This window comes from Streptomyces sp. NPDC012888 (assembly GCF_042900645.1).
Taxonomy (GTDB): domain Bacteria; phylum Actinomycetota; class Actinomycetes; order Streptomycetales; family Streptomycetaceae; genus Streptomyces.
The window spans coordinates 64,274-88,534 of sequence record NZ_JBIBBM010000020.1 but is presented as its reverse complement, the minus strand read 5'-3'; the positions used below and the strand labels follow the sequence as shown (position 1 = coordinate 88,534).

Genomic DNA, 24,261 nt, shown 5'->3' with positions numbered 1-24,261 from the left:
CGCTCAGACCCCGCCGCGCAGGAGTTCCACGCCGAGGCCGGTCACCGTGTGCAGGACCGCGCGGCCGTCGCGCCGGGTGGTGACCAGGCCGGCCGCGCGCAGCGTCCGGGTGTGCTCGGAGGCGGAGGGCAGGGAGATGCCCAGCCGGCGGGCCAGGTCGGTGGTGGTGCGCTGGTCCAGCAGGCACTGCAGGACCGCGGCCCGGGTGCGGCCCAGCAGGGCGTCGAGGGAACCGTCCGCCGCGTCCGCCGTGCCGTCGCCGTCCGCGGCGGCCGGCGGCAGCGGGGTCAGCGCGGGGTAGATCAGCAGGTGCGAGCCGTCCGGGAGGCCGGCCAGCAGCGGTCGGCCGGTCCAGAACGGCGAGGGCATCAGGGTCAGCCCGCGGCCCCCCAGGCGGGCCTCGAAGTCGGGCGGCCCGGGCACCTCGAAGGTGGCGCCCGACCAGCGGGCGCCCGGGTGCAGCCCGGCCAGGGTGGCCCTGATGCCGTGCGCGGCCAGCAGCCGGCCGCGCCAGGCGACGTCCGCCCGGAAGGACCGCCGGATGGCGTCCCAGTGCGGGGCGATCACCGAGGCGTGGGCCGACCGCAGCGCCGCGTCGAGCACCTCCCAGGCCGCGCGGTCCCCGCCCCACAGGCCGCGCAGCCATCCGCCGGGGTCGCCGCCGCGGGTGCGGGCCACCGCGCGGGCGAGGTCGGCGTGCGGCAGGGCGCGCCCGGCCTCGCGTACGGCGTGGAGGGCGGCCGCGAGGTCGCGTTCCGGCGGTTCGAGGAAGGCGGGGTTGTCGCCGTCCGGGCGGACGAGCTCCAGCAGCGGCCGGGCGCCGGGCGGCAGTCCGCGGGCCAGTTCGCGGCGCCAGCGGCCGAAGCCGGCGGGCCCGTCGGTGCGCTGGGCGGCGGCCAGTGCCAGGCAGAGCTCGACCAGGGGCAGCGGTTCGGCGGCGAAGGCGGTGTCGAGCAGGTCCTCCGCGCTGAAGTGCACCCTGAGCAACGCGCCCCCCGTTCGGCCGGCCTCAGCCGTACATGCGGCGCATGGCGAAGTCGACCATCTGCTCGACCGCCTTCGCGTCGAAGACCATCCGGTGGTCGCCCTCCATGTCGAGGACGAACCCGTAGCCGGTGGGCAGCAGGTCGATGACCTCGGCGCCCGTGATGACGAAGTACTTGGACTCCTTGCCGGCGTACCGGCGCAGCTCCTTCAGCGTGGTGAACATGGGGATCACCGGGTGCTGGGTGTTGTGGAGCGCCAGGAAGCCGGGGGTGTCGCCGCGCGGGCAGTAGACCCGGGAGGAGGCGAAGATCTGCTGGAAGTCCTCGGCGGACAGCGACCCGGTCGTGAAGGCCCGGACCGCGTCCGCGAGGGACGGCGGAGACGGCTCCGGATACAGCGGCGGCTGCTGCTGCGCGTAGCCCGGCGGGGGCTGCTGCGCGTACTGCTGCTGGGCACCCGGGTTCTGGTCGTAGCCGTACATGGACCGAAGCCTATCGAGCCTGCGGCCCGGTGGGGCGGGTGCGGGGTGTTCCCGGCCCCGGATCGGGGCCGCCCCCGCTCAGCGCTTCAGGTCCCCGGACCGCAGGGCCCGTACGAACGGGACCCAGGCCGCCGCCGACAGGACGACCACGTCTCCGTCGGGCCGCTTGGAGTCCCGGACGGGGACGAGCCCGGCAAGGCCGTCGGCCACCTCGACGCAGTCACCACCGGAGGCGTTGCTGTAGCTGCTCTTGCGCCAGTGCGCGGCACCGAGGTCAAAGACGTTGCTGCGCTGCATTCCGGTAATCCTCTGCCGCTGACTCGACCATGGCGAGGGACGCCTCAGGTGGTAGTGCGGCGGCCCTCAGCAGATCGTACGACCTGCGGTAGTCCTTCACGAGCGCCGGATAGTCGATGAGTTGACCGCTGTGCAGCCCCTCGGTGTACACGAGTGGCGGCGCGTCCCGGAAGACCATCAGCTTGATCATGCCCATCATGAGTGGGTGGGCGGCAGCCGTTTCCGGCACGACCTGCAAAACGCTCTGGGATGCCCGGATCACGCCCACGATGTGCTCCAGCTGGTCCGCCATCGCCCCCGCCGGCAGCAGCGGCCTGCGGATCAGCGATTCGTGCACGATCGCCCAGAAGGCAGGCCGATCGTCCTTCCCCCACATCGTGGCCCGCTGCATGCGGGCAACGACCTGGGCCTCCACGATTTCCGGCGGCAGCCAGGGCATTCCGGTACGGATGACCTTCAAGGCGTACGCCGATGTCTGCAACAGCCCAGGGACCAACATGGGCGCCCATTCCTCGATGGTCTCGGCGTACGTCTCCATCTCCGCGACGTCCGCGAAGTACTCGGCGTGCCCGGACTGCTTCGCCTTGCGCGCATCTTCACAGCGGCGCTCGAAAAAGCCGTCCGTCCCCAGCTTCGCGTCCACGTGCCGGGCCAGATCCAGCGGCATCCGCCGCTCACCGCGCTCGATCTGGCTCAGGAACGGGACGCCCCGGAAGCTCCCCTCCGCCAGCTGCTCCAGCGTGAGCCCCGCCGCTTCCCGCTTGTAGCGGAGCTCGGCCCCGTAGAAGGAAGGGACATTCGCCGACGCGTCCGGATCCTTACGAGAAGGCACAATCCACCACCGTCATTTGCCACTTGCCCTGCGCAACCGGAAACCCTTCCCACGGTACGCGGCGAGGCCCCAGCCTGTGAGGGGTCAGTCACAGTCCGCCACGAAAGAGGTCCGCCATGAGCGACCACGCCCACGACCGCGACCGCACCGCCATCGAGGCCCTGGACCGCCTTCGCGCGGCCCTCGCCGGGCACGGCATCACCCTCCCCTCCCTCGACCTGCACCTCCCCTCCTACGCCGGCACGTACCGCACCCCGCCCCTCATCGCCCTCGGCAACTGCAACCCGGCCACCGCCCACCGGCTCGCCGACGCGCTGGGGGAGCGGTGAGCGGCGAGCTCACCATCCGGCTGCGCGCCGCTCCCCACGCGGCCCCGCTGCTGCGGCAGGCCGTGCGCGAGCACCTCGGGCCGGACGGGCACCCCGACGCCGAGCTCTGCGTGACCGAGCTGCTCACCAACGTGATCGCACACCTGGGCCCCGGCACACCCGTGACCCTGCGCGTCACCGGGACCGGAAGGGCAGCCCGTACGCGGGTCGAGCTCACCGATCCCGCCCCGCACCGCCCCGTCGCACCGCGCACGGCGGGCGGGACCGACGAGTCGGGGCGGGGGCTGGCCCTGCTCGACGCACTGGCCGTGCGGTGGGGGGGGCACGCCCGGGCTGGGCACCAAGACCGTGTGGTGCGAGTTTTGACCCTGGTCACAGTCGCCGGGAAAGGCTTGCCCTTATTACCGACGGGTAGCATCATGAACGTTACCGATTGGTACGTACGAGGAACCTGTCTCCCGAGCGCTTAACGGAGCCGTCGCCATGGGGCACTACAAGTCGAATCTCCGCGACATCGAGTTCAACCTCTTCGAGGTGCTCGGCCGCGACAAGCTGTACGGCACCGGCCCGTTCGAGGAGATGGACACCGAGACCGCGAAGAGCATCCTCGCGGAGATCGCCCGGCTCGCCGAGAACGAGCTGGCCGAGTCCTTCGCGGACGCCGACCGCAACCCGCCGGTCTTCGACCCGGAGACCAACACCGCCCCCGTCCCGGCCTCCTTCAAGAAGTCCTACGAGGCCTTCATGGACTCGGAGTACTGGCGCCTGGGCCTGCCGGAGGAGATCGGCGGCACCACCTCGCCCCGCTCCCTGATCTGGGCCTACGCGGAGCTGCTGCTCGGCTCGAACCCGGCCGTGTGGATGTACTCCTCCGGCCCGGCGTTCGCCGGCATCCTGCACGCCGAGGGCAACGAGGCGCAGAAGCGCGTCGCCCAGATCGCCGTCGAGAAGCGCTGGGGCTCCACCATGGTCCTCACCGAGCCGGACGCCGGCTCGGACGTCGGCGCCGGCCGCACCAAGGCGATCCAGCAGGAGGACGGCTCCTGGCACATCGAGGGCGTGAAGCGCTTCATCACCTCCGGTGAGCACGACATGGAGGAGAACATCCTCCACTACGTCCTCGCCCGCCCCGAGGGCCACGGCCCGGGCACCAAGGGCCTGTCCCTCTTCCTCGTCCCGAAGTTCCACTTCGACTGGGAGACCGGCGAGCTGGGCGAGCGCAACGGCGTCTACGCCACCAACGTCGAGCACAAGATGGGCCTCAAGGCCTCCAACACGTGCGAGATGACCTTCGGCGACAAGCACCCCGCCAAGGGCTGGCTGATCGGCGACAAGCACGACGGCATCCGCCAGATGTTCATGATCATCGAGTTCGCGCGCATGATGGTCGGCACGAAGGCCATCGCCACGCTCTCCACCGGCTACCTGAACGCGCTGGAGTACGCCAAGGAGCGCGTGCAGGGCCCCGACCTGGCGAACTTCATGGACAAGACCGCGCCCAAGGTCACCATCACGCACCACCCCGACGTCCGCCGCTCGCTGATGACGCAGAAGGCGTACGCCGAGGGCATGCGCGCCCTGGTGCTCTACACCGCGGCCGTCCAGGACGAGATCGCCCTCAAGGAGGCCAACGGCGAGGACGCCTCCGCCGCCATCGGCCTCAACGACCTGCTCCTGCCGATCGTGAAGGGCTACGGCTCGGAGCGCTCCTACGCGCTGCTCTCCGAGTCCCTGCAGATCTTCGGCGGCTCCGGCTACCTGCAGGAGTACCCGGTCGAGCAGTACATCCGCGACGCCAAGATCGACACCCTGTACGAGGGCACCACCGCCATCCAGGGCCAGGACTTCTTCTTCCGGAAGATCGTCCGCGACCAGGGCGCCTCCCTGAACCTCCTCTCCGAGGAGATCAAGAAGTTCCTCGCCACCGCCGAGGGCGGCGAGGAGCTGGCCGGCGCCCGCGACGCGCTGGCCAAGGCCGCCGTGGACCTGGAGGGCATCGTCGGCCAGATGATCGTCGACCTCACCGCCACCGGCGAGGACGTCAAGAACATCTACAAGGTCGGCCAGAACACCACCCGCCTGCTGATGGCCTCCGGCGACGTCGTGGTCGGCTACCTGCTGCTCAAGGGCGCCGCCGTGGCCGCCGAGAAGCTCGCCGCCTCCCCGTCCCCCAAGGACGTGCCCTTCTACACCGGCAAGATCGCCGCGGCGAAGTTCTTCGCCTCCCAGGTCCTGCCGGGCGTCTCGGCCGCCCGCGCGCTCGCCGAGACCGTCGACAACTCCCTGATGGAGCTCGACGAGGCCGCCTTCTAAGGCGGACACCCCCACACGTACGCGGTGTACGCGCGGCGGCCGGGTCCCTCCCCCACCGGGAGGACCCGGCCGCCGTCGTACCGCGCCGTCCACAGCCACCACCGGATGTCGGTCATCCATGGGACGCTCGTAGGTATGAGTCCGAGTCCACAGGAGCAGCAGCACGGCGGCCGGGGATACTCCGTCCCGGCCGGGAGGCCGTACGCCCTCAAGGAACTGCAGGCCAACCTCGGCGCCCTCGGCGACCAGGTCAAGGACCTGTACGACGGCGCCCACCCCACCGAGTACGACGCGGTGGCCGACGCCCTCTACGTGGCCTTCCAGACCGCGGCCGGCCTCGCCCCCGCCAAGAGCTACACCGGCTGCCCCGAACACCCCAACGGCGCCCTCGACCCCGAAGCCCCCGAAGGCTGGGGACGCTGCCTGATCTGCAACGACCGCCGCCGACTGGCCCGGCGCATGCAGGGCGGCCGGGCCGCCGCCCCCGCAGCCGGCCCGCCGCAGGAGCAGCGCCGCGGCGGCTACCCCGTACCCCCCGGCCCCTACACCCTCCAGACGCTGCGCGACCACCTCCAGGGCATCAACGAACAGCGCCTCGAACTCGGCCTCGGCTCCCCCGACCAGGCCTTCGTGCGCATCGCCGACGACCTGCACCGGGCGTTCATCGTGGCCCGCGAACTGTCCCGCCCGCGCAACACCTCCGGCTGCGCCGAACACCCCGGCGCGCCGATCGACCCCGATGCCCCGCCGGGCGAAGCCTGTATCTTCTGCGCCGGACGCAGAAGACGCGCCCAGCGCCCTCCGCAGGTCCCCGAGATGCTCCCCCGCATCCGCCGGGGAGAGCGACGGCAGCTGCGCCGCCGATTCGAGCGCCCTCCGGGCTGACCCGAACCGGGACGTGTTCACCAGCGCACGCACCCCCGCTCCTCGGCCATCCGCCGCAGCCCGGCCATGACGAACACGACCGTCGTTAAGGTGAACCACATGAGCTCTCCCGCCCGCTTCGACCGCGGCCACACCGACGATCTGATGACCTTCCTGGCGGCGAGCCCCTCGCCCTACCACGCCGTCGCCAACGCGGCCGAGCGGCTGGAGAAGGCCGGTTTCAGGCAGCTGTCGGAGACGGACGCCTGGGACTCCTCGGCGGGCGGCAAGTTCGTGCTCCGCGGCGGTGCCGTCGTCGCCTGGTACGTCCCCGAAGGCGCGGCCGCGCACACCCCGTTCCGCATCATCGGCGCCCACACCGACTCGCCCAACCTGCGGGTCAAGCCGCTCCCCGACACCGGCTCCCAGGGCTGGCGGCAGATCGCGGTCGAGATCTACGGCGGCACCCTGCTCAACACCTGGCTCGACCGCGACCTCGGCCTCGCCGGCCGGCTCACCCTGCGGGACGGCACCGAACGCCTCGTCAACGTCGACCGCGCGCTGATGCGGGTCCCGCAACTCGCCGTCCACCTCGACCGGCAGGTCAACAGCGACGGCCTGAAGCTGGACAAGCAGCGCCACATGCAGCCCGTATGGGGCCTCGGCGAGGTCCAGGAGGGCGACCTCATCTCCTTCCTGGAGGAGGAAGAGGGCCTGCCCGCCGGCTCGGTGGCCGGCTGGGACCTGATGGTCCACTCCATCGAACCGCCCGCCTACCTCGGCCGCCACCGCGAGCTCCTCGCCGGTCCCCGCATGGACAACCTGCTGTCGGTGCACGCCGGAACGGCCGCACTCGCCGCCGTCTCCACCGCCGACAAGCTGCCCTACATCCCCGTCCTGGCCGCCTTCGACCACGAGGAGAACGGCTCCCAGTCCGACACCGGCGCCGACGGCCCGCTCCTCGGCAACGTGCTGGAACGATCCGTCTTCGCCCGCGGCGGCAGCTACGAGGACCGCGCCCGCGCCTTCGCCGGCACCATCTGCCTCTCCTCCGACACGGGGCACGCCGTCCACCCCAACTACGGCGAACGCCACGACCCGACCCACCACCCCCGCGCCAACGGCGGCCCGGTCCTCAAGGTCAACGTCAACCAGCGCTACGCCACCGACGGCACCGGCCGCGCCGTCTTCGCCGCCGCCTGCGAGCGGGCCGGAGTGCCCTGGCAGACCTTCGTCTCCAACAACTCCATGCCGTGCGGCACCACCATCGGCCCGATCACCGCGGCCCGCCACGGCATCCAGACCATCGACATCGGCGTGGCGATCCTCTCGATGCACAGCGCCCGCGAACTCTGCGGCGCCGACGACCCCTACCTCCTCGCCAACGCCCTGGTCGCCTTCCTGGAAGGCTAGGCCCAGCCGGACGCGGAGCGGGGCAGCACCAGCACCTTGGTGGTGCTGCCGTCGTCCTCCTCGATGTCCGGCTCGTAACGGAACCCCAGCCGTTCCAGCAACGCCAGCGAGCCGCCGTTCGGCTCGGCCACGGTGGCGTACACCTCCGCCAGCCCCAGCGCCCCGAAGCCGTGGCCGAGGACCGCCCGCGCCAGCTCGGTGCCGAGGCCCTTCCCCCACGCCCCGGGCGCCAGCGCGTACACCAGCTCGTGTCCGTCGACCTGATCGGTCCGCTTGATCTCCGCGTGCCCGATCAGCGGCCCGCCCTCGGCGCGGCGTACCGCCCACACGTCGAACAGCCGCTGCGCGTACACCTTGCTGAAGATCCGCCCGAACAGGGCCCGTTCCTCCTCCTCGGACTGCGTCCCCTCGCCCATCCACCGGGAGACCATCGGGTCCAGGAAGAGGGCGACGAACTCGTCCTCGTCCTCCGGCCGGTACGCCTCCAGCCGCAGCCGCCCGGTCCTCAGTGTCGGTGTCACGCGCCCTCGCCTCCCTACTCGCGGTGCCGGCGGCCGAAGGCCCGCCTAGCCCTCGTCCAGGCCGGCGAGAACGAGGGCCAGGCGGGCCGTGCCGCCGGGGGCGACGGTGACCGGAACTCCCCAGTCCTGCTGGTGCACATGGCAGGCCGGGTACTCGTTCGCCGGGTCGTCGTCGCAGGACGCCGCCATCGCCGACACGTGCAGCACGCCGGACCCGACCCCGTCCGCCAGCTCCAGGTCACGGAACAGGTCGGTACCGGCCCCCTCACCGGAAGCAAGCAGCTCCGGCGGGGTCGAGGACACCAGCAACCGGGTGGACGGCCCGTAGCGCTCGTCCAGCTTCTGGCCGGCCGGCGCCTGGAACACCACGTCCAACCGCAGCTTGCCGGGAGCCACTTCGGTCGCCGCCCGCTGGGTCCGGTGCGCGACCGCGTCCACCCGCACCGCCTCCTCGGGCAGCCGCAGCCGGGTCAGCCGGTGCCGCGCCGACTCCACCACGACGATGTCCCCGTCCAGCAGCACCGCTGCACTCGGCTCCCGCAGGTCCGTCGCCAGGGTGCTGACCTCACCGGACTCCGGGTCGTACCGGCGCAGCGCGTGGTTGTACGTGTCGCAGACCGCCACCGACCCGTCCGGCAGCGCGGTCACCCCCAGCGGATGCTGGAGCAGCGCCTGCCCGGCGTCCCCGTCCCGGTGCCCGAAGTCGAACAGGCCCGTCCCGACGGCCGTGTGCACGACGCCCGCGGTGTCGATCCAGCGCAGTGCCGAGGTCTCGGAATCGGCGATCCACAGCCGGTCCCCGGCCGCCGCCAGCCCCGACGGCTGCGCGAACCAGGCCTCGGCCGCCGGCCCGTCGACCAGCCCCTCATTGGTCGTCCCCGCGGCCACCTGCACGGTCCCCGCCTCCGGGTCCCAGGTCCACAGCTGGTGCACGCCCGCCATGGCGATCCACACCCGGCCCTGCCACCAGGCCACGTCCCACGGCGAGGACAGGTCCACCTCCAGGGCGGGCCCGGCCGTCGGCGAGCCCTGCCACCACTGACGGCCGGTCCCGGCCACGGTCTCCACCGCGCCGGTCTCCGGGTCGAGGACCCGCAGCGCGTGGTTCACGGTGTCCGCCACCACCACCCGCCCGTCGGGCAGCAGCGCCAGCCCCTGCGGCTCGCTGAACTCCCCCGGGCCGAACCCCCGCTCACCGCTGCCGATCCGCCGCACGACGGTCTCCCCGTCGGCCTCCAGCTCCACCAGCTGGTGCCGGGTGGAATCGCTGACCAGAAGGTTCCCGTTCGCCAGCCGCAGCACCTTGCCGGGGAACCGCAGGTGCGTCGACACCGGCTCGGGCGCCACGTACGGCCCGTCCCCGCGCCGCAGCGTCCCCTTCGCCCCGTGCTCCGCCTCCAGCTCCTCGACCAGCCGCTCGATGGCGTGCGCGTGCCCCTCCCCGGCGTGCTGCGCGACCACGTACCCCTCGGGGTCGATCACGACCAGCGTGGGCCAGGCCCGCACGGCGTACTGCTTCCAGGTCGCGAGCTCGGGGTCGTCCAGCACGGGGTGGTGCACCTCGTACCGCTCGACGGCGTCGACCACGGCCCGGTGGTCCGCCTCGTGCACGAACTTCGGCGAATGCACCCCGACGACCACGACGGTGTCCCGGTGCCTCTCCTCCAGCTCCCGCAGCTCGTCGAGGACGTGGAGGCAGTTGATGCAGCAGAACGTCCAAAAATCGAGGATCAATGTGCGACCTCGGAAGTCGGCGAGCTTCAGATCCTTTCCGCCGGTGTTGATCCATCCGCCCTTGCCAATCAGCTCGGGGGCACGGACACGGGCACGTCGGCGGGGCGCGGGCGCAGGGGTGGGCGCCGAGGCAGCATCGTTCATCCTTCAAGCTTGCCATCCGCTTGTGAACGCAGGATCACGCCGGTGCCAACCGCTCGCTCAGGGCATGGGCTCCACCACTGCGACTTCCGAAAACTCCCGGAGGTACGTCATGTGTCCGGTCCGGCCGGTGTGACGGATGCACATGTCGGTGCACAGGTCCGCGTTACCGGTGGGCTCGGATGTCCACTGGCAGTCCAGGTCCAGACAGCGTGCGGTCGCCGTCGTCTCCGCGGACGGGTGACGGCGCATGACGTAGCTGACGTAACGGAGCACCGCTCTCACGCCGACCTCCTGGGGTGCGGGTGGTTCCGGAGCTCCCCGTTGCAGTCGCTGACCGTGGAGCCGTCGCCTGCGAGACGGGCCTCCCGGCGCTGCACGGCCAGCGCGGCGCAGACTCCGCAGCCGGCCACCGGTACGGGCTCCGGATCCGTTCGCAACGGCAGCTCTACCGGGGGTCGCGCGAACGTGTCCACGTACGCGGCAACCTCGCTCGGCTGGGTCAGCGTGAGGTAGCCGGAGACCAGCTCGACATTGACTTGTCCGGTGTCGAAGATCCAGAACCCTTCCACCGGCATCCGGGAGCGCTCGGTCGCGGTGGGGATCACGCCGAGGCCGACGCTGGCCAGTGAGCCGACCGTGAGCAGGTGGTGAAGCTGCTCCTCCTGGACGTCCGCCCCTCCGAGACCGTTCCGCAAGACCGATTCCTCAACCAGGAACGCGAACCGCCGGTGGCCTTCGTAGAGGACGCGCTGACGCTCCACACCCAGGTGTGCTGTCCGAGCTGAGGCCGGGGCCGCTGTGAGGGCTGCACCTGAGCTTGCCATCCGCGCACCCGTCCCCACCCGGACGGGTGACGGGCGCCGTCGGAGGGGGACGCCGGTGCGGGCACCGTGGGAGCGTGGGGCCGGGACGGAAGGAGCTGCCTGATGGACACCGCCGCCGAGCCGGGCGACCACACCGAGGGTGTGGGTCCGCTGCCGGAGCCGTTCGGTATCGAGCCGGCCACCGGCGGGCTGAAGTGAAGTACCTCGTCCGGGAGAAGGCGTTCGCCGTCGGGGACGACTACTGGGTCGAGGACGAGGACGGGCGGCACGCGTTCCTCGTCGACGGGAAGGCCCTGCGGCTGCGGGACACCCTGGAGCTCAGGGATCCCGAGGGGCGGGTGCTGATCACGCTGCGGGAGAAGGTGTTCAGCCTGCGGGACGCCATGGAGCTGGAGCGGGACGGGCGGCGGCTGGCACTGGTGCGGCGGAAGCGGATGTCGCTGCTGCGCAACCACTTCCAGGTGCGGATGGCCGACGGGACCGACGTCGACGTCAGCGGGCGGATCCTCGACCGCGAGTTCAAGGTCGAGTACGAGGGGGAGCTGCTGGCGCTGGTGTCGCGGCAGTGGTTCCGGGTGCGGGAGACGTACGCGGTGGACGTGGTGCGGGAGGACGCCGACCCCGCACTCCTCGTCGCCGTCGCGGTGTGCGTCGTCCGGATGGCCGAGAAGGAGCGCGAGGGGGCGTAGTCCCGCTAGTGCGACGGGCGGATGCCGAGGACGCGGTCCTTGAGGGCGGGGAACTGTTCGCGGGTGTCGGGGACCTTCGCCGGGTCCAGGTCGGCGACGAGGACCTCCTCGCCCGGGCCCGCCTCGGCCACGACCTCGCCCCACGGGTCGACGACCAGGCTGTGCCCGGCCTGCCGGACGCCCGCGTGGGTGCCGGCGGTGCCGCAGGCCAGGACGTACGACTGCTCCTCGACCGCCCGGGCCCGGCTGAGCAGGGTCCAGTGGGCGCGGCGGCGCTCCGGCCAGCCCGCCGAGACGACCAGGGTGGTGGCGCCGGAGTCGACCAGGCCGCGGAACAGCTCGGGGAAGCGGAGGTCGTAGCAGGTGGCCAGGCCCAGGGTCTGCTCGGGCAGCTCGACCGTGGTGAGGGAGTCGCCCGCGGACATCAGGACGGCCTCGCCCTCGTCGAAGCCGAAGCGGTGGATCTTCCGGTAGGTGGCGGCCAGTTCTCCGGCCGGGGAGATCACCATCGCGGTGTTGTAGAGCCGGCCGTCGCCCGCCCGCTCCACGATGGAGCCGCCGTGCAGCCAGACCCCGGCGTCGCGGGCCGCCCCGGAGAGTTCGGCGAAGGTGGGGCCGTCCAGTGGCTCCGCCTCGGTCTCGAACTGCTCGTAGGCGAAGGCCCCTACGGGCCACAGCTCGGGCAGCACGACCAGGTCGGAGCCGCGCTGTTCGCGGACCAGGCCGGCGACCCGGGAGCGGCGGGAAACCACCGACTCGGCGTCGTCCACGGAGATTTGGATGAGGGAGGCGCGCACGGTACCACCGTCCTGGCGTTCAAGGCGTCAACTCGGGCCTACGATCGTCACACGAAAGCACTGCCGGGGTGCTCCTGGGCAGCGTAGCTTTGGAAAACAAGTCCACATGCCGTCCACAACGCGCCACTGCGCCACTGAACAGCCGCGAGGGGTCCCGTTGACCGTCCATCCGCATCCCAGTCTCCAGCCCTATGCCGACGCGTGGACTCACTCCATCGAGGCAATATCCGAGCTGGTCCAGCCGTTGACGGAGGGTGAGTGGAACCGGGCGACGCCCTGCCCGGGCTGGTCGGTGCGGGACGTGGTGTCGCACGTCATCGGCATCGAGTGCGAGATGCTGGGCGATCCGCGGCCGATCCACTCGCTGCCGCGGGACCTGCGGCACGTGGTGGACGAGTTCAGCCGCTACATGGAGGTCCAGGTCGACGTACGGCGCCACCACACCGCGCCGGAGATGACCTCGGAGCTGGAGTACACGATCATCCGGCGGTCGCGGCAGCTGCGCAACGAGAAGCGGGATCCGGACACGATGGTCCGCGGCCCGCTGGGCGACCAGGTGACGCTGGAGCTGGCGCTGCGACTGCGCGCCTTCGACGTGTGGATCCACGAGCAGGACCTGCGCACGGCCCTCGGGGCGCCGGGGAACCTGGACTCGCCGGGTGCGTTCGTGGCCCGGGACCTGCTGCTGGCGGGGCTGCCGAAGGTGGTGGCGAAGCAGGCGGGGGCGCCCGCGGGGACGGCGGTGGTCGTGGACGTGCACGGGCCGGTGGAGTTCCTGCGCACGGTGCGGGTGGACGCGGAGGGCCGCGGGTCGGTGGACGGCTCGCCGTCGCTGGGTCCCGCGGTGACCCTGGCGACCGACTGGGAGACGTACGTACGGCTCGCCGCGGGCCGAGTGCGGCCGGCGGCGGTGGCCGACCGGCTCAAGGTCGAGGGCGACCGGGAGCTGGCGGACGCGATCCTGGCGAACTTCGCGGTCACGCCGTAGGCGGCGCCGGGGCCGGCGAGTCCCCGGCGGTGGGGCTGACCGGTTCCCGGAGGCGGCCGATCCGGTCACGTTGGCGTTCGCGTTCGTGGTCGCGCTCGCGGTCGCGTTCGCGGCGCAGGGCGTGCGGGCGCAGGCGCAGGATGCGGGCCACGCCCAGGGCCTGGAGGACGAACACGGTGGAGAACGCGATCCGGTAGTCGTCGCCGGTGGCGTCCAGCAGGACGCCGACGGTCAGCAGGGTGGTCATGGAGGCGAGGAAGCCGCCCATGTTGGTGATCCCGGACGCGGTGCCCTGCCGGGCCGGCGGGTTGGCGGGCCGGGCGAAGTCGAAGCCGATCATCGAGGCCGGGCCGCAGGTGCCCAGGACCGTGCACAGGGCGATCAGCAGCCACATGGGCGCCCGGTCGCCCGGCCAGGCCAGCACCGCGCCCCAGAGCAGGGCGGTGGTGGCGACGGTGCCCAGGGCGAGCGGGATCCGGGAGGACTGGCGGCGGCCGATGACCTGGCCGTAGACGAGGCCGAGGACCATGTTCGAGGCGACGATCAGGGTGAGCAGGCCGCCGGCGGCGTCCCGGGACAGCCCCTGGGCCTCGACCAGGAACGGCATGCCCCACAGCAGCAGGAAGACCATCGCCGGGAACTGGGTGGTGAAGTGCACCCACAGGCCCAGGCGGGTGCCGGGCTCCCGCCACGACTCGGCGAGCTGGGCCCGGACGAAGCCGAGGCCGCCGCGCGCGGGCGGTTCGGTGGCGTGGCCCTCGGGGTTGTCACGCAGGAACAGCACCACCGGCACCAGGACGACCAGCCCGCAGGCGGCGCTGCCGGCGAAGGCGGCGACCCAGCCGGCGCCGTGCAGGACGGGGGCGAGGACCAGCGTGGAGACCAGGTTGCCGGCCATGCCGACCAGGCCGGCCAGCTGGGCCATCAGCGGCCCGCGACGGGCCGGGAACCAGCGGGTGCCGAGGCGGAGGACGGATATGAACGTCATGGCGTCGCCGCAGCCGAGCAGGGCGCGGGCGGCCAGGGCCATGCCGTACGAGGGGGACAGCGCGAAGCCGAGCTGTCCGGCGGTGAACAGGACGGCCCCCAGCGTGAGCACCCGCTTGGTACCGAGCCGGTCCACCATCAGGCCGACCGGGACCTGCATGCCGGCGTAGACGAGCAACTGGAGCAGGGAGAAGGCGGCCAGGGCGGAGGCGTTGACGTGGAAGCGGTCGGCGGCGTCCAGGCCGGCCACGCCGAGGCTGGTGCGGAAGATGACGGCGACGAAGTAGACGGCGACGCCGATGGACCAGACGAACACGGCCCGGCGGCCACCGGGCGGCTCCACCGATCCGCGCTCCAGCGGCCCGTGCTCCAGCGGCCCGTGCTCCAACGGCCCGTGCTCCAGCGGCCCGCGCTCCAGCGGCCCGCGTTCCGGCGCGGTCATCGGTCCGTCCCGCGGACCAGCGCCGCGACCCGGCCGATGTGGCCGCGGGCCGCGGCGGCCGCCGCGTCGGCGTCGCCGGCCCGCAGCGCGGCCAGGATCTCGGCGTGCTCGGCCAGGGACGTCGCGACCCGGTCCGGGTGGTCGTGCAGCAGGGCCACGCCCATCCGCAGCTGGCGGTCGCGCAGCTGGTCGTAGAGGCGGGACAGGATCTGGTTGCCGGCGTGGCGGACGATCTCGGCGTGGAAGCAGCGGTCCGCGGCCATCACGGCGGGCAGGTCGCCGTCCTCCGCGTGCCGGCGCTGCTCCTCCAGCAGCTCCGCCAGCCGGGCCAGCAGCGCGGGCGGCGCCGGCACGGCCCGCCGTACGGTGAACTCCTCGACCAGCAGCCTGGTTTCGACCACGTCGGCGATCTCCTGGGCGGAGACGGCGAGGACCAGGGCACCCTTCTTCGGGTAGAGCTTCAGCAGCCCCTCGGTCTCCAGCCGCAGCAGCGCCTCCCGCACCGGGGTGCGGGAGACCCCGACGGCCCCGGCGAGCTCGCCTTCCGTGAGGAGGGTGCCGCCCTCGTAGCGCCGGTCCAGTACCCCCTGCTTGACGTGCCGGTAGACGCGTTCGGCTGCGGGGGGCGGCTTCAGGGCCGTTCCGGAGGACGAGGACGAGGGCGAGGACGAGGACGAGGGCGGCGGCATGGACGCAGCATAGATACAACGCGGGTGCGAGGCGGAAGCACGTCCAGGATCCGGACGGAGGCGGGCGGACCCGGGCGGAGCCGGGCGGAGTCCGGCGCCGGGCGCTGCATCGAAGGATGTAGCGGGGTTTCCTCCGGCCGCAGGACGTGGCGTGGCCGGGCCGCCGGGACGCTGGAGGCATGGCTGACACCACCGCCCCCGCCCCCGGCCCCGGCCCCGGCCCCGGCCCCGGCCGCATCCCGCTCCTCGACGTCCTGCGCGGGGCCGCCATCCTCGGCACCCTGATGACCAACGTGTGGATCTTCGCCGCACCCGGCTCCGAGTGGGGCGTGCTCGCGGGCGGCCTGGACACGCCGGACCGGATCAACGCGGAGTTCGTGTTCCGTTTCCTCGCCGACGGCAAGTTCCTGGCCCTGCTCACCCTCCTCTTCGGAGTGGGGCTGGCCATCCAGTACGAGTCGGCCGCCCGCCGCGGCCGCCCCTGGCCCGGCGGCTACTGGCGGCGCGCCGCCTTCCTGTTCCTGGAGGGCACCGTCCACTTCCTGCTGGTCTTCGCCTGGGACGTGCTGATGGGGTACGCGGTCACCGCCCTGGTCGTGGCCCGGCTGCTGGCCCGGACCGAGCGGGCCCGCCGGATCGCCCTGTGGACCGCGGGCGGTCTGCACCTGGCCCTGATGTCGCTGGCCACGCTGGCCGCGGTCACCTCGGCGGGCGCCGCCCCCGGCGTCTCGGAGCGCGCCGTGCGGCTGTACGCCGAGGGCGGATGGGGGGCGCAGATCGCGTTCCGCTTCGAGAACGCGATCGCCCTGCGCGTGGAGCCGGTGTTCTCCTTCGGGCTGCTGCTCTTCCTCTTCCTGCTGGGCGTACGGCTGTACCGGGCCGGGGCCTTCGCCCCCGACGCCGGCGGCCGCCGGATCCGCGCCCGGCTGGCGGTGTGGGGGCTGGGGCTGGGCCTGCCGCTGAACCTGGCCGTCGCCCTGGCCGGGCCCGACTGGTTCCTGCTGGGGCGCTACGTCGCCGCGCCGCTGGTCGCCCTGGGCTACCTCGGCCTGATCGGGTGGGCGCTGGACCGGCTGCCGGTGCCGGGGGTGGTCACCACCGCGCTGTCCTCGGTCGGCCGTACCGCGCTGTCCTGCTACGTGCTGCAGAACCTGCTGTGCGTGCTGGCCTGTTACGGGCTGGGGCTGGGTCTGGCGGCCCGGTTCGCCGACTCCCCGGACCGCCCCTGGTGGGTGATGGGGCTGTGGGCGGCCGTGTGCGCGGTGCTGGCGGCCGGGTCCTGGCTGTGGCTGCGCCGGTTCCCGAAGGGCCCGCTGGAGTCCGTACAGCACGCGGTGCTGACGGCCCTCGCCCCGGCCGGCGGCGGGCGGGGGGAGCCGGCCGCCGCCGGCCAGGCCCCGGCGCGGGTTGCGGAATAGCAACGATCGGCGGGATGGGCACATCCGTACGGGTCCGGGGCGTGTCTCCTGTTCGGATAAGTATCGGCATGTACACGAGGGACTCCCTTTGACTTCTGGCTTCTCGCCCTCCCGCCGCGCCCTGCTCGTCGCGGGCGCCACCGGCGGTCTGATGGCCGCCTCCCCGTTCTCCTCGACGGCCTCGGCGGCCCTGCCGCCCGGCTGGCCGTCGGTGACCGCCAAGGGCGCGTTCCTGCTCGACAACGCGACCGGTGTCGGACAGTTCGCCAAGGCGGCGGACACCCGCCGCCCGATGGCCAGCACCACCAAGATCATGACGGCGTACACCGTCATGACCACCGCGGGCCTGGACTACTACCGCAAGATCACCGTCCAGCAGGCCTACCCCGACTACGTCGCCCAGGTCGGGGCCAGCAGCGCCTACCTGTTCGTCGGCGACCAGCTGACCGTCGGCGGCATGCTGCGGGCCATGATGGCGCCCTCCGGCTGCGACGCCGCGTACGCGCTGGCCGACACGTTCGGCAAGGGCACCACCCGGGCGGCCCGTGTCGCGGACTTCATCGCCCAGATGAACGCCAAGGCGCAGGCGCTGGGTCTGACGAACACGAAGTTCGACTCCTTCGACGGCAACTCGCCGAACTTCAGCGCGAACAACTACACCACCCCGCGCGACCTGTCCCGGCTGGCCCGCGCGGCCATGCGGAACGGGTTCTTCCGCTCGCTGGTGGCGGCGCCCGAGCAGAAGACCACGGCCACCGCCGCCAACGGCCGCCTCCGCTACTACACCTGGCCCAACAGCAACCAGCTGCTGGGCGCCTACCCGGGCGCGATCGGCATCAAGACCGGCACCAACACCCCCGCCGGCCCCTGCCTGGTCTTCGCGGCGACCCGCAACGGCAAGACCGTGATCGGCACGGTGCTCGGCTCGTCGACGATCACCACCCGGTACGACGACGCCAAGAAGATCATGGACTACAGCCTCGGCCCGGTCCCGCAGTCCCTGCGCGGCGGACCCGAGCTGCGCGAGCTGCCTCCGGGCGCCAACCGCGACTGACGTCAGCGGGTGGCGTGCGGGGGACCGATCACGGCCCCCTCACGCCACTCCTGGCCGCCGTCCCGCCACCAGTGCTGGAGCCGCCCGTCGGCCCGCTCCACCACCACCTCGAGGTGGAAGCCGAAGCTGCCCTGGAGCATCCCGGTCACCGCGACCGCGTCCCGCCCGAACACCGCGCTCCGCCGCCACGGCGAACCGTCCCTGTTCCCCCGCCACCAGTGCTCCACCCGCCCGCCGGCGCCGACCACGCACAACTCGTAGTGGCCCGCCGTGTCCTCGTCCAATGCGCCGTACTGCGACTCGATCAGGCAGGGCGCGGAGGTGATCCGGCCGCCGAACACCTCTCCGGGACGCCAGGCGAACCCGTCCGCGTCCTCGCGCCGCCACAGCTGCATCCGGCCGTCCGTGCGCGCGGCCACCAACTCCAGCCGGCGGTCCCGGGTCTGCACCAGCGCCGGCCCGAAGTGGGCGATGCCGTGGGCGAACCGGCCGCCGTCGTGCCAGGTCCACGGCGAACCGTTGATGCGCCACCAGTGGTTCAGCCGGCCGTCCGCCGTGCGCACCACCGCCTCGAAGTTGCCGGGGCGGCCGTAGTCGCTCTGCACGAAGGCCGGTGTCGAGCCGACCGCCGCGTCGCCCCGCCCGAACAGCCCCCCGTCCCGCCAGGTCTCCGCGGACTGCTCGTAGTACCAGTGGCGGATCCGGCCCCGCCGCGTGACGTGCAGGGACTCCATGTTCCGGTTGTAGGTGGTGCCGGTGAAGGCCGGCTGCCCCGTGGCGTCGCCGCCGAAGGACGCGCCCCGGGCCCATGCGAAGGGCTCCTCGCCGCCCCTCCACCAGTGTTGGAGCCGGCCTCCGCCGTTCCTCGCGAGCAGCTCGAAGTTGCGGTGCTCGGGGCCGTTCCCGCTCTCGAAGACGTTCCCGGCGTGCTGCCGCCGCTTGCTCCACGGGTCGACGTCGGTGCCGGTCAGGCCGCACTTGGCCCAGTGGTCGACGCCGGCCTCGCCGTAGCCGATCCGGCCGAAGCCGCCGACGTGGTGGGCGGCGCCCCAGGAGTTCTTGAACAGCCAGCAGCCCTCGGTGTCGTCGTAGCCGGTGACCAGCACGCAGTGCAGACCCGCGGAACGGCGGGTCGTCGGGTGGTACACCCCGGCGCCGAGTCCGAAGAAGTCCTCGTACACCTCGAAGCAGGCCGTCAGCGGGCCCACCGTGTCCAGCCAGGTCTTCTGCTGCTCCACGTCGCCGAGCCGGACGTGACCGCCGATCCGCACCGTCCGCCCCGACCGGTCCCAGCACGGGCCGGCCCCGGTCCGCCAGGCCTCCCGCCGGGCGGCGGGCAGGCCCTCCGGCGGCACCGCGTACGGGTGGCAGTCCGGGTCGGCGATGCCGCCGTTGGCCGCGATCCAGTCCAGGGCGGCCTCCGGACTGCCGGGCTGCCCGCAGGCGGCCCGCATGCCGTCGCGGACGTCGCCCGGGGAACGCGCCGCCCACACGTGGTGCTCGATCCGGGCCATCGACTCCACCAGCCCGGCCGCGCCGAAGGCCCAGGAGGCACCGCACGGGTTCTGGTCCCGCACCTTGGTGATCCAGGGCCACCCCCAGCGGTGGCGCCAGTCGACGGCGTCCGGCCGGGCCACCCCGCCGGCCGGCCCGGGCATCCCGGGCATCCCCGGCAGCAGCCCGCGTGCGGCCCGCCGCCGGGTGAGGTGCGGGTTGCCGCTCGGCCGGCCGGCCAGCGCGCGCAGGTCGACCCGGCCGGCCTCGGCGGCGGTCGTCAGGCCGGCCGCGGGATCCACCCCCAGCGCGGCCCGGGGCAGCGGGTCGTCGTCCGCCAGGTCCTCGCGTACCGACCAGCGGGCGCCCAGCGCGGCCAGCCGCGCACGGAGCTCCCCCGCGGACCGCCCGCGCGCGGGCAGGTCGTACTCCTCAGGCATACCGGCTCCCCCCTTGAACCAGACCGATGCCAAGCCGTGAGCGTCCATCCGGCCGGACCGTCCGTCAAGGGGGGCTTCCGGCCGGTGCTACCGGGCGGCGACGGGCAGGCCGATCGGCGGCAGTCCGGGCAGGTTGGGCACGGGCAGGCCGGCGCCGGCGAGCAGGGCCAGCAACGCGTTGATCAGACTGGTGAGCACGTCGGTGACCTTGGTTCCGGCGTCGGCCGCGCAGCCGCAGGGACCGGCGGCCTTGGTGAGGCCCTCCACGGCCTTCAGCAGGCCGTCCAGGGCGGAGTTGATCAGGTCCAGGGGACCGGCGGCGGTCCCGGCCCGTACGTCGGTCCGCAGCGGGGCGGCGGCCGCATCCGCCTTCACGGGCAGCTTGGGCGCGTCGGCAGGCGGCTTCGGGGCCTCGGCGGGCAGCTTGGGAGCTTCGACGGGCAGCTTCGGGGCCTCCACCGGCAGCTTCGGCGCCTCGACCGGCAGCTTCGGGGCCTCCACGGGCAGGTCGGGCGCGTCGACGGGCGGGACCGGGACCGGGACCGCCGGGGCGGCCGGCAGGCTCGCCTTCAGCTTGTCCACGGCCGCCTTGAGAGCCGTGACGTGCTTGTCCAGGTCCGCCTGCGGCACCTTGCCCTCGTCGGCCTTCAGGATGGCCTCGACCAGGGCGGTGGCCGGCCTCAGCACCTCCGCGACGTTGCCCAGCGTGGAGACCTGCTTCAGCAGCGCGTCCGCCCCGGGGACGGGGGCGGACGCGGGCGCGGAGGCCGGTCTCTCCGGCGCGGAGGCGGCACCGGCCGCTGTGGTCGGGACGGCCAGCAGGCTCAGGCAGAGTGCGGCGGGGAGGGTGTGACGGGTGAGGCGGCGCATGGCGTTCTCCTGTCCGTGGACGGTCGACATGGGACGTGTCGCCCACCACTCACTGACAGACCGTCACCGACCGCAACCCGAGCTCGCAGCTACTTGTCCGGGACACGCCGAGCAACCGGCCTACGCTCCGCGCTGACCTGCGCGGAACCGCACGGGCACTGTCACCCGGCGGGGGTGCTGCACACGACGGACAGTCACCGGCCGGGCCACGCCCGGCCATCCGCGGACGAGCGACCTCGCGTAGTCGGCGCGGCCGCCGGAAGGACGGTCGACCGCGGCCCGGCCGCCGCTTAGGGTCCGGCCATGACCGTTGCCCTGAACGACGCCGTGCGCAAGCTCCTCGACGCGCCGTACCCGGCGGTCCTCTCGACCGTCAACCCCGACGGCAGCCCGCAGAGTTCGGTGGTGTGGGTGTCCCGCGAGGGCGAGGACGTCCTGATCTCCACCGAGCAGGGCCGCCGCAAGGAGCGCAACATCCTGCGCGAGCCGCGGGTGTCCCTGACCGTCTACGACCCCACCGACCCGTTCCTGTACGTGGAGGTGCGCGGCGAGGCGACCGTCACCGAGGACGCCGGGCGGGCGGTGGCCGTCCGCATCGCCGAGGAGTACGCCGGCCCGGGCGCCGGGGACGAGTACCGCGACCTGCCGCCGGAGGACGTACGGGTGGTCGTCCGGCTGACCCCCACCCGCGTCCTCGGCAACGCGGCCCGCGCCTGAAACCCGCCACACCCGCCGCACCCGCCGCCGGAACACGCCGCGGAAAGAACTTCCGGGCTCCTGTCACACTTCGCGCATCACCGCCGCCTCCTCCTGGCAGGACGCCCCGTACTGAACGGCCCGGCCGCACGACGCGGCACGGCCCCCGCCCGGGAGGGGCGGGGGCCGCGTCACGCCACACCCTGGTCCGGGCCCGTCAGGGTCAGGATCAGGACCAGCGTCAGGGGTCAGGGGTCAGGGGTCAGGGGTCAGGGGTCAGGGGTCAGAACAGCAGGCCGTACCCCTGGAAGCCGGTACCGGCCTTCACCCGCGCCAGGTACGGCTTCGCCGCGTTCCCGGTGCCCTGGTAGTACCAGAGCGTGCCCGAGGCGTCCCGGGCGACCAGGTCGGCCCTGCCGTCGGAGTTGAGGTCGCCCGGCGCCACCACGGCGTTGTAGATCCGCCAGTTGGTGCCGATCTGCGCGCGGACGCCGAACGGCGCGGCGGCGGTGCCCGTGCCCGGGTGCAGCCACAGCTTGCCCGCGGTGTCGCGGGTGACCAGGTCGGCCTTGCCGTCCCCGGTCAGGTCGGTGCCGTCGACCAGCATGTCGTAGGCGTTCCAGCCGGTGCCGGCCTTCACCCTGGTGCCGAACGGCGCCCAGGGGTTGCCGGTGCCCGGGTACAGCCACAGCGTGCCGGTGGTGTCCCGCGCCAGCAGGTCCGCCCGCTTGTCGCCGGTCAGGTCCGAGGCACCGGTCAGCGCGTCGTAGGCGTTCCAGCCGCCGCCGACCTTCAGCCGGTCCTCGTACACGGCGCCGTCACCGGAGGCCCGGTAGAACCACAGCACGCCGTTGCGGTCGCGGGCCACGGCACCCGGGCCGGTGCTCTGCACCGTCACCGGGCCCAGCCGCGTCAGCGCCGAGTACTGGTTCCAGTCGAAGCCCCAGCCGATCTGCTCGGCCGGGGCGAACGGCTCCGCGGCCTTGCCCGTGCCGCGGTGTTCGTACAGCTCGCCGCTCGCGTTGCGGCCCAGGAGCCGGAACCGCTCGGCCACCGGGACGGTGCTCGTGACGGCGAAGTCCGAGGTCTTCTCCGGATTGCCGGTGCCGAAGGTGTACACCTCGTAGGTGGCCCTGTTCCGCAGCCGCCACGCCGCCGTGCCCGACCCCGCCTTGAGCGTGTACGAGACCTTGTACTCACCGGGCCTGCCGATCTCGCAGCGGACGTCCCCGCCGCCGACCTCCCCGGTGACGTGGTCGCACGTGGCTCCCCCGGACGCGCCGGAGGTGTCGGCGACCGAGACGCCGGTGACCGTGACGTCCAGCTCCCCCTCGTCCCAGTGGCGGAAGCCGGGCACCGGGGTCATGCCCATCCAGAGCACGCCCTTGTCGACCGCGCGCAGCTTCACCACGTGCCGCACCGAGCCGCCCGCCGGCAGGGCGGGCGTCCACATCGACAGGGTGTTGCCGGCGACGTGCTCCTTGGTCCGGACGGTGATCGAGGCGTGCGCCCGGCGCGGGCCCACCGGCTTGGCCGCCGCGGTCTGCGCCTCCTTGACGCCGGCGTCGACGCTGCCGCCGCGCGGCACGTAGACGAGGCCGTAGTAGGCGGTCGTGCCGTTCGCCGCGGTGCCCAGGGCGGAGACCTGGGGCGCCGGGTTGATCCATTCGCGGATGTCGCAGAGGTAGACGCCGGGGGTGCCGGCCTTCTCCTTGCAGGACTCCGTCGGGTCGACCTTCAGGCCGTCCGGCACCCCGCCGCCGGACCAGCCGGCGTCGGTGAGCGGCTTCCGGCTCAGCGCGTAGACGTACGTGCCGTCCGGCCGCCCGTCGTTCTGCCCGCCGGTGCCCTGCGGCGACAGCTCGGCCCAGCCCTCGCCGGGCATCAGGACCTTGTCCGTGACCGGGTCGAAGAAGAACGTCGGATCCCCGGCCGCGACGGCCGTGCCCGTGCCCACGAGGCCGCCGGTGACGAGCAGCGCCGCCGCCACCCCGGCCCCCACATATCTGCGCAAGATTCCCCCCTGGAATCGGTCGGTCGGCGGACGTTAACACGCGTTCGCGCCACTGGCGCGAACCGCCCCCTCCCCGTCGGTGGTCGGCCGCTAGGGGAGGTGGCGGCGGACCGTCAGCCAGGCGGCGGCCGGGCCGGTCAGCGGGTGGCCGGGCGGGAGGTGCGGTACGACGTCCTCCAGGGCGGCCGTGAGGTTCTTGACGCGGCGCAGGCCGAGGATCCCGGTGAGTTCCAGGTCCCGCCAGTGGCGGGCGGCGCGGACCGCTTCCGCGGGGGTCCGGTCGATCCGGTCCAGGACGAACGAGCACAGCGCGGCGGGGTCGCGCAGACCGTCGGTGGCGTCGGTCAGCGGCCCGAACTGCCGGATCAGGTAGGCACGTACGCGGGCTTCGGCGGCGGCGCCGTCCATCGGCTCGCGCCGGCTCCGCACGGTGGCGGCCAGCGCGACGCGCCCCCAGCGGATCCGCTCCTCGTCACCCAGGGCGGTGTCCTGCATGTGGGAGACCGCCAGCGCCCGCATGCCCTCGGGGTCGGGGTCAAGGCCGAGGGCGGCGTCGGGGCCGTGCAGGGCCCACGGTTCGGCCTCCGCCAGCCGGAGCCCGCCCAGCGGCACCGCGGTGAGGACCTGGCCGCGGGTGAGCAGGGCGACCACCGCTCCGGCGAGGTGCACGGTGGCCGACTGCCCGGCGTCGAGGCGGTCCGCCGTCCGGCCGTGCCGCTCGATCCGGCGCAGCCCGGTGCGCCAGTCCCCCGCCGCGTACAGCTCGCCGGTCCGGGCCACGCCGCCGAGGCACCGCACCCTGGCCGTCCCGCCGCGCGGTCCGGCGTCCTCCACGGCGTACACCTGCAACCCGGTGATGGCCATCCCCGCCCCCTCCAGTCCGGGCGGCAGCCTAGACGGTGGCGCGGCGGGCGGCGGGCCCGTTCGCCCCGCGAGAAGGCGGA

General features: G+C 73.2%; 24 protein-coding genes and 1 pseudogene. 10 read left to right on the top strand and 15 right to left on the bottom strand.

The genetic code is table 11. From position 1 onward, the window contains the following. Nucleotides 1–3: 3 nt before the first annotated feature. From ACFY61_RS29250 to ACFY61_RS29235, 4 genes are all read right to left on the bottom strand, one after another. Nucleotides 4–978 (bottom strand): ArsR/SmtB family transcription factor, encoded by a 975-nt coding sequence (locus ACFY61_RS29250; RefSeq protein ID WP_389477031.1) that lies wholly within the window; start codon nt 976–978, stop codon nt 4–6. A 31-nt stretch (nt 979–1,009) separates the two neighbouring features. After that, nucleotides 1,010–1,468 carry an SseB family protein gene (locus tag ACFY61_RS29245; protein ID WP_389476853.1) on the bottom strand — a complete coding sequence of 153 codons (459 nt, stop codon included), beginning with the start codon at nt 1,466–1,468 and terminating at the stop codon, nt 1,010–1,012. A 78-nt stretch (nt 1,469–1,546) separates the two neighbouring features. Beyond that, complete coding sequence (locus ACFY61_RS29240) at nt 1,547–1,765, bottom strand: DUF397 domain-containing protein (RefSeq protein ID WP_389476851.1); 219 nt, start codon at nt 1,763–1,765, stop codon at nt 1,547–1,549. Continuing rightward, entirely contained in the window at nt 1,743–2,597 is an 855-nt protein-coding gene (locus ACFY61_RS29235; protein ID WP_389476849.1) for a helix-turn-helix domain-containing protein, read from the bottom strand. The genes ACFY61_RS29240 and ACFY61_RS29235 overlap by 23 nt, the downstream gene beginning before the upstream one ends. A 116-nt stretch (nt 2,598–2,713) precedes the next feature. Between ACFY61_RS29235 and ACFY61_RS29230 the strand changes: the two genes are divergently transcribed. The 5 genes from ACFY61_RS29230 to ACFY61_RS29210 all read left to right on the top strand — a co-directional run bounded on the left by ACFY61_RS29230 (nt 2,714) and on the right by ACFY61_RS29210 (nt 7,516). After that, a complete protein-coding gene (locus ACFY61_RS29230) occupies nt 2,714–2,926 on the top strand; it encodes a hypothetical protein (protein ID WP_389476847.1) in 213 nt (70 codons plus the stop codon). Beyond that, nucleotides 2,923–3,396, top strand: a complete 474-nt coding sequence (locus ACFY61_RS29225; protein ID WP_389476845.1) for an ATP-binding protein — start codon at nt 2,923–2,925, stop codon at nt 3,394–3,396. The genes ACFY61_RS29230 and ACFY61_RS29225 overlap by 4 nt, the downstream gene beginning before the upstream one ends. Before the next feature lie 13 nt (nt 3,397–3,409). Continuing rightward, a complete protein-coding gene (locus tag ACFY61_RS29220; RefSeq protein WP_389476843.1) occupies nt 3,410–5,239 on the top strand; it encodes an acyl-CoA dehydrogenase in 1,830 nt (609 codons plus the stop codon). A 135-nt stretch (nt 5,240–5,374) separates the two neighbouring features. Then, the gene (locus tag ACFY61_RS29215) at nt 5,375–6,124 is read left to right on the top strand and encodes a hypothetical protein (protein WP_389476841.1); all 750 of its coding nucleotides are present in this window, start codon (nt 5,375–5,377) and stop codon (nt 6,122–6,124) included. Nucleotides 6,125–6,223: 99 nt separating this feature from the next. Further along, the gene (locus ACFY61_RS29210) at nt 6,224–7,516 is read left to right on the top strand and encodes a M18 family aminopeptidase (RefSeq protein WP_389476839.1); all 1,293 of its coding nucleotides are present in this window, start codon (nt 6,224–6,226) and stop codon (nt 7,514–7,516) included. On the opposite strand, the gene ACFY61_RS29205 is transcribed toward ACFY61_RS29210, so the two are convergent. The 4 genes and pseudogenes from ACFY61_RS29205 to ACFY61_RS29190 form a co-directional block, all read right to left on the bottom strand. Further along, nucleotides 7,513–8,037 (bottom strand): GNAT family N-acetyltransferase, encoded by a 525-nt coding sequence (locus tag ACFY61_RS29205; RefSeq protein WP_389476837.1) that lies wholly within the window; start codon nt 8,035–8,037, stop codon nt 7,513–7,515. The two genes, ACFY61_RS29210 and ACFY61_RS29205, sit on opposite strands and share 4 nt — an antisense overlap. A 45-nt stretch (nt 8,038–8,082) precedes the next feature. Then, nucleotides 8,083–9,915 carry an NHL domain-containing thioredoxin family protein gene (locus tag ACFY61_RS29200; protein WP_389476835.1) on the bottom strand — a complete coding sequence of 611 codons (1,833 nt, stop codon included), beginning with the start codon at nt 9,913–9,915 and terminating at the stop codon, nt 8,083–8,085. 57 nt (nt 9,916–9,972) lie between these two features. Then, the gene (locus tag ACFY61_RS29195) at nt 9,973–10,197 is read right to left on the bottom strand and encodes a hypothetical protein (RefSeq protein ID WP_389476833.1); all 225 of its coding nucleotides are present in this window, start codon (nt 10,195–10,197) and stop codon (nt 9,973–9,975) included. 176 nt (nt 10,198–10,373) lie between these two features. Beyond that, nucleotides 10,374–10,739, bottom strand: a pseudogene (locus ACFY61_RS29190) (Scr1 family TA system antitoxin-like transcriptional regulator); the annotation flags it as partial. Between the two features lie 194 nt (nt 10,740–10,933). Here ACFY61_RS29190 and ACFY61_RS29185 point away from each other — a divergent pair. Further along, complete coding sequence (locus ACFY61_RS29185; protein ID WP_389476831.1) at nt 10,934–11,428, top strand: LURP-one-related/scramblase family protein; 495 nt, start codon at nt 10,934–10,936, stop codon at nt 11,426–11,428. A 5-nt stretch (nt 11,429–11,433) separates the two neighbouring features. On the opposite strand, the gene ACFY61_RS29180 is transcribed toward ACFY61_RS29185, so the two are convergent. Next, a complete protein-coding gene (locus ACFY61_RS29180) occupies nt 11,434–12,225 on the bottom strand; it encodes a carbon-nitrogen family hydrolase (protein ID WP_389476829.1) in 792 nt (263 codons plus the stop codon). 157 nt (nt 12,226–12,382) lie between these two features. Here ACFY61_RS29180 and ACFY61_RS29175 point away from each other — a divergent pair, with 157 nt between their 5' ends. Continuing rightward, the gene (locus ACFY61_RS29175) at nt 12,383–13,213 is read left to right on the top strand and encodes a maleylpyruvate isomerase family mycothiol-dependent enzyme (protein ID WP_389476827.1); all 831 of its coding nucleotides are present in this window, start codon (nt 12,383–12,385) and stop codon (nt 13,211–13,213) included. Here the strand turns inward: ACFY61_RS29175 and ACFY61_RS29170 are convergent. Continuing rightward, nucleotides 13,203–14,642 (bottom strand): nitrate/nitrite transporter, encoded by a 1,440-nt coding sequence (locus ACFY61_RS29170; RefSeq protein ID WP_389476825.1) that lies wholly within the window; start codon nt 14,640–14,642, stop codon nt 13,203–13,205. The two genes, ACFY61_RS29175 and ACFY61_RS29170, sit on opposite strands and share 11 nt — an antisense overlap. Next, nucleotides 14,639–15,331, bottom strand: coding sequence for a GntR family transcriptional regulator (locus tag ACFY61_RS29165; protein WP_389476823.1), 693 nt, complete (start codon nt 15,329–15,331; stop codon nt 14,639–14,641). Before ACFY61_RS29165 ends, ACFY61_RS29170 begins: the two co-directional genes overlap by 4 nt. A 179-nt stretch (nt 15,332–15,510) precedes the next feature. Between ACFY61_RS29165 and ACFY61_RS29160 the strand changes: the two genes are divergently transcribed. Together ACFY61_RS29160 and ACFY61_RS29155 are read left to right on the top strand one after the other, a co-directional pair. Further along, nucleotides 15,511–16,749, top strand: coding sequence for a DUF418 domain-containing protein (locus tag ACFY61_RS29160; RefSeq protein ID WP_389476821.1), 1,239 nt, complete (start codon nt 15,511–15,513; stop codon nt 16,747–16,749). 88 nt (nt 16,750–16,837) lie between these two features. After that, nucleotides 16,838–17,803: a D-alanyl-D-alanine carboxypeptidase family protein gene (locus ACFY61_RS29155; protein ID WP_389476819.1), complete on the top strand. Its 966-nt coding sequence runs from the start codon at nt 16,838–16,840 to the stop codon at nt 17,801–17,803. Between the two features lie 2 nt (nt 17,804–17,805). Here the strand turns inward: ACFY61_RS29155 and ACFY61_RS29150 are convergent, their stop codons facing one another. Then, a complete protein-coding gene (locus ACFY61_RS29150; protein ID WP_389476817.1) occupies nt 17,806–19,737 on the bottom strand; it encodes a C1 family peptidase in 1,932 nt (643 codons plus the stop codon). A gap of 87 nt (nt 19,738–19,824) precedes the next feature. Then, nucleotides 19,825–20,637 (bottom strand): hypothetical protein, encoded by an 813-nt coding sequence (locus ACFY61_RS29145; RefSeq protein WP_389476815.1) that lies wholly within the window; start codon nt 20,635–20,637, stop codon nt 19,825–19,827. Between the two features lie 273 nt (nt 20,638–20,910). Here ACFY61_RS29145 and ACFY61_RS29140 point away from each other — a divergent pair, with 273 nt between their 5' ends. Continuing rightward, entirely contained in the window at nt 20,911–21,324 is a 414-nt protein-coding gene (locus tag ACFY61_RS29140; protein WP_389476813.1) for a PPOX class F420-dependent oxidoreductase, read from the top strand. A gap of 262 nt (nt 21,325–21,586) precedes the next feature. On the opposite strand, the gene ACFY61_RS29135 is transcribed toward ACFY61_RS29140, so the two are convergent. Both ACFY61_RS29135 and ACFY61_RS29130 read right to left on the bottom strand, forming a co-directional pair. Beyond that, complete coding sequence (locus ACFY61_RS29135) at nt 21,587–23,317, bottom strand: FG-GAP repeat domain-containing protein (protein WP_389476811.1); 1,731 nt, start codon at nt 23,315–23,317, stop codon at nt 21,587–21,589. A 90-nt stretch (nt 23,318–23,407) separates the two neighbouring features. Continuing rightward, the gene (locus ACFY61_RS29130) at nt 23,408–24,181 is read right to left on the bottom strand and encodes a hypothetical protein (RefSeq protein ID WP_389476809.1); all 774 of its coding nucleotides are present in this window, start codon (nt 24,179–24,181) and stop codon (nt 23,408–23,410) included. Between the last annotated feature and the right edge of the window lie 80 nt (nt 24,182–24,261).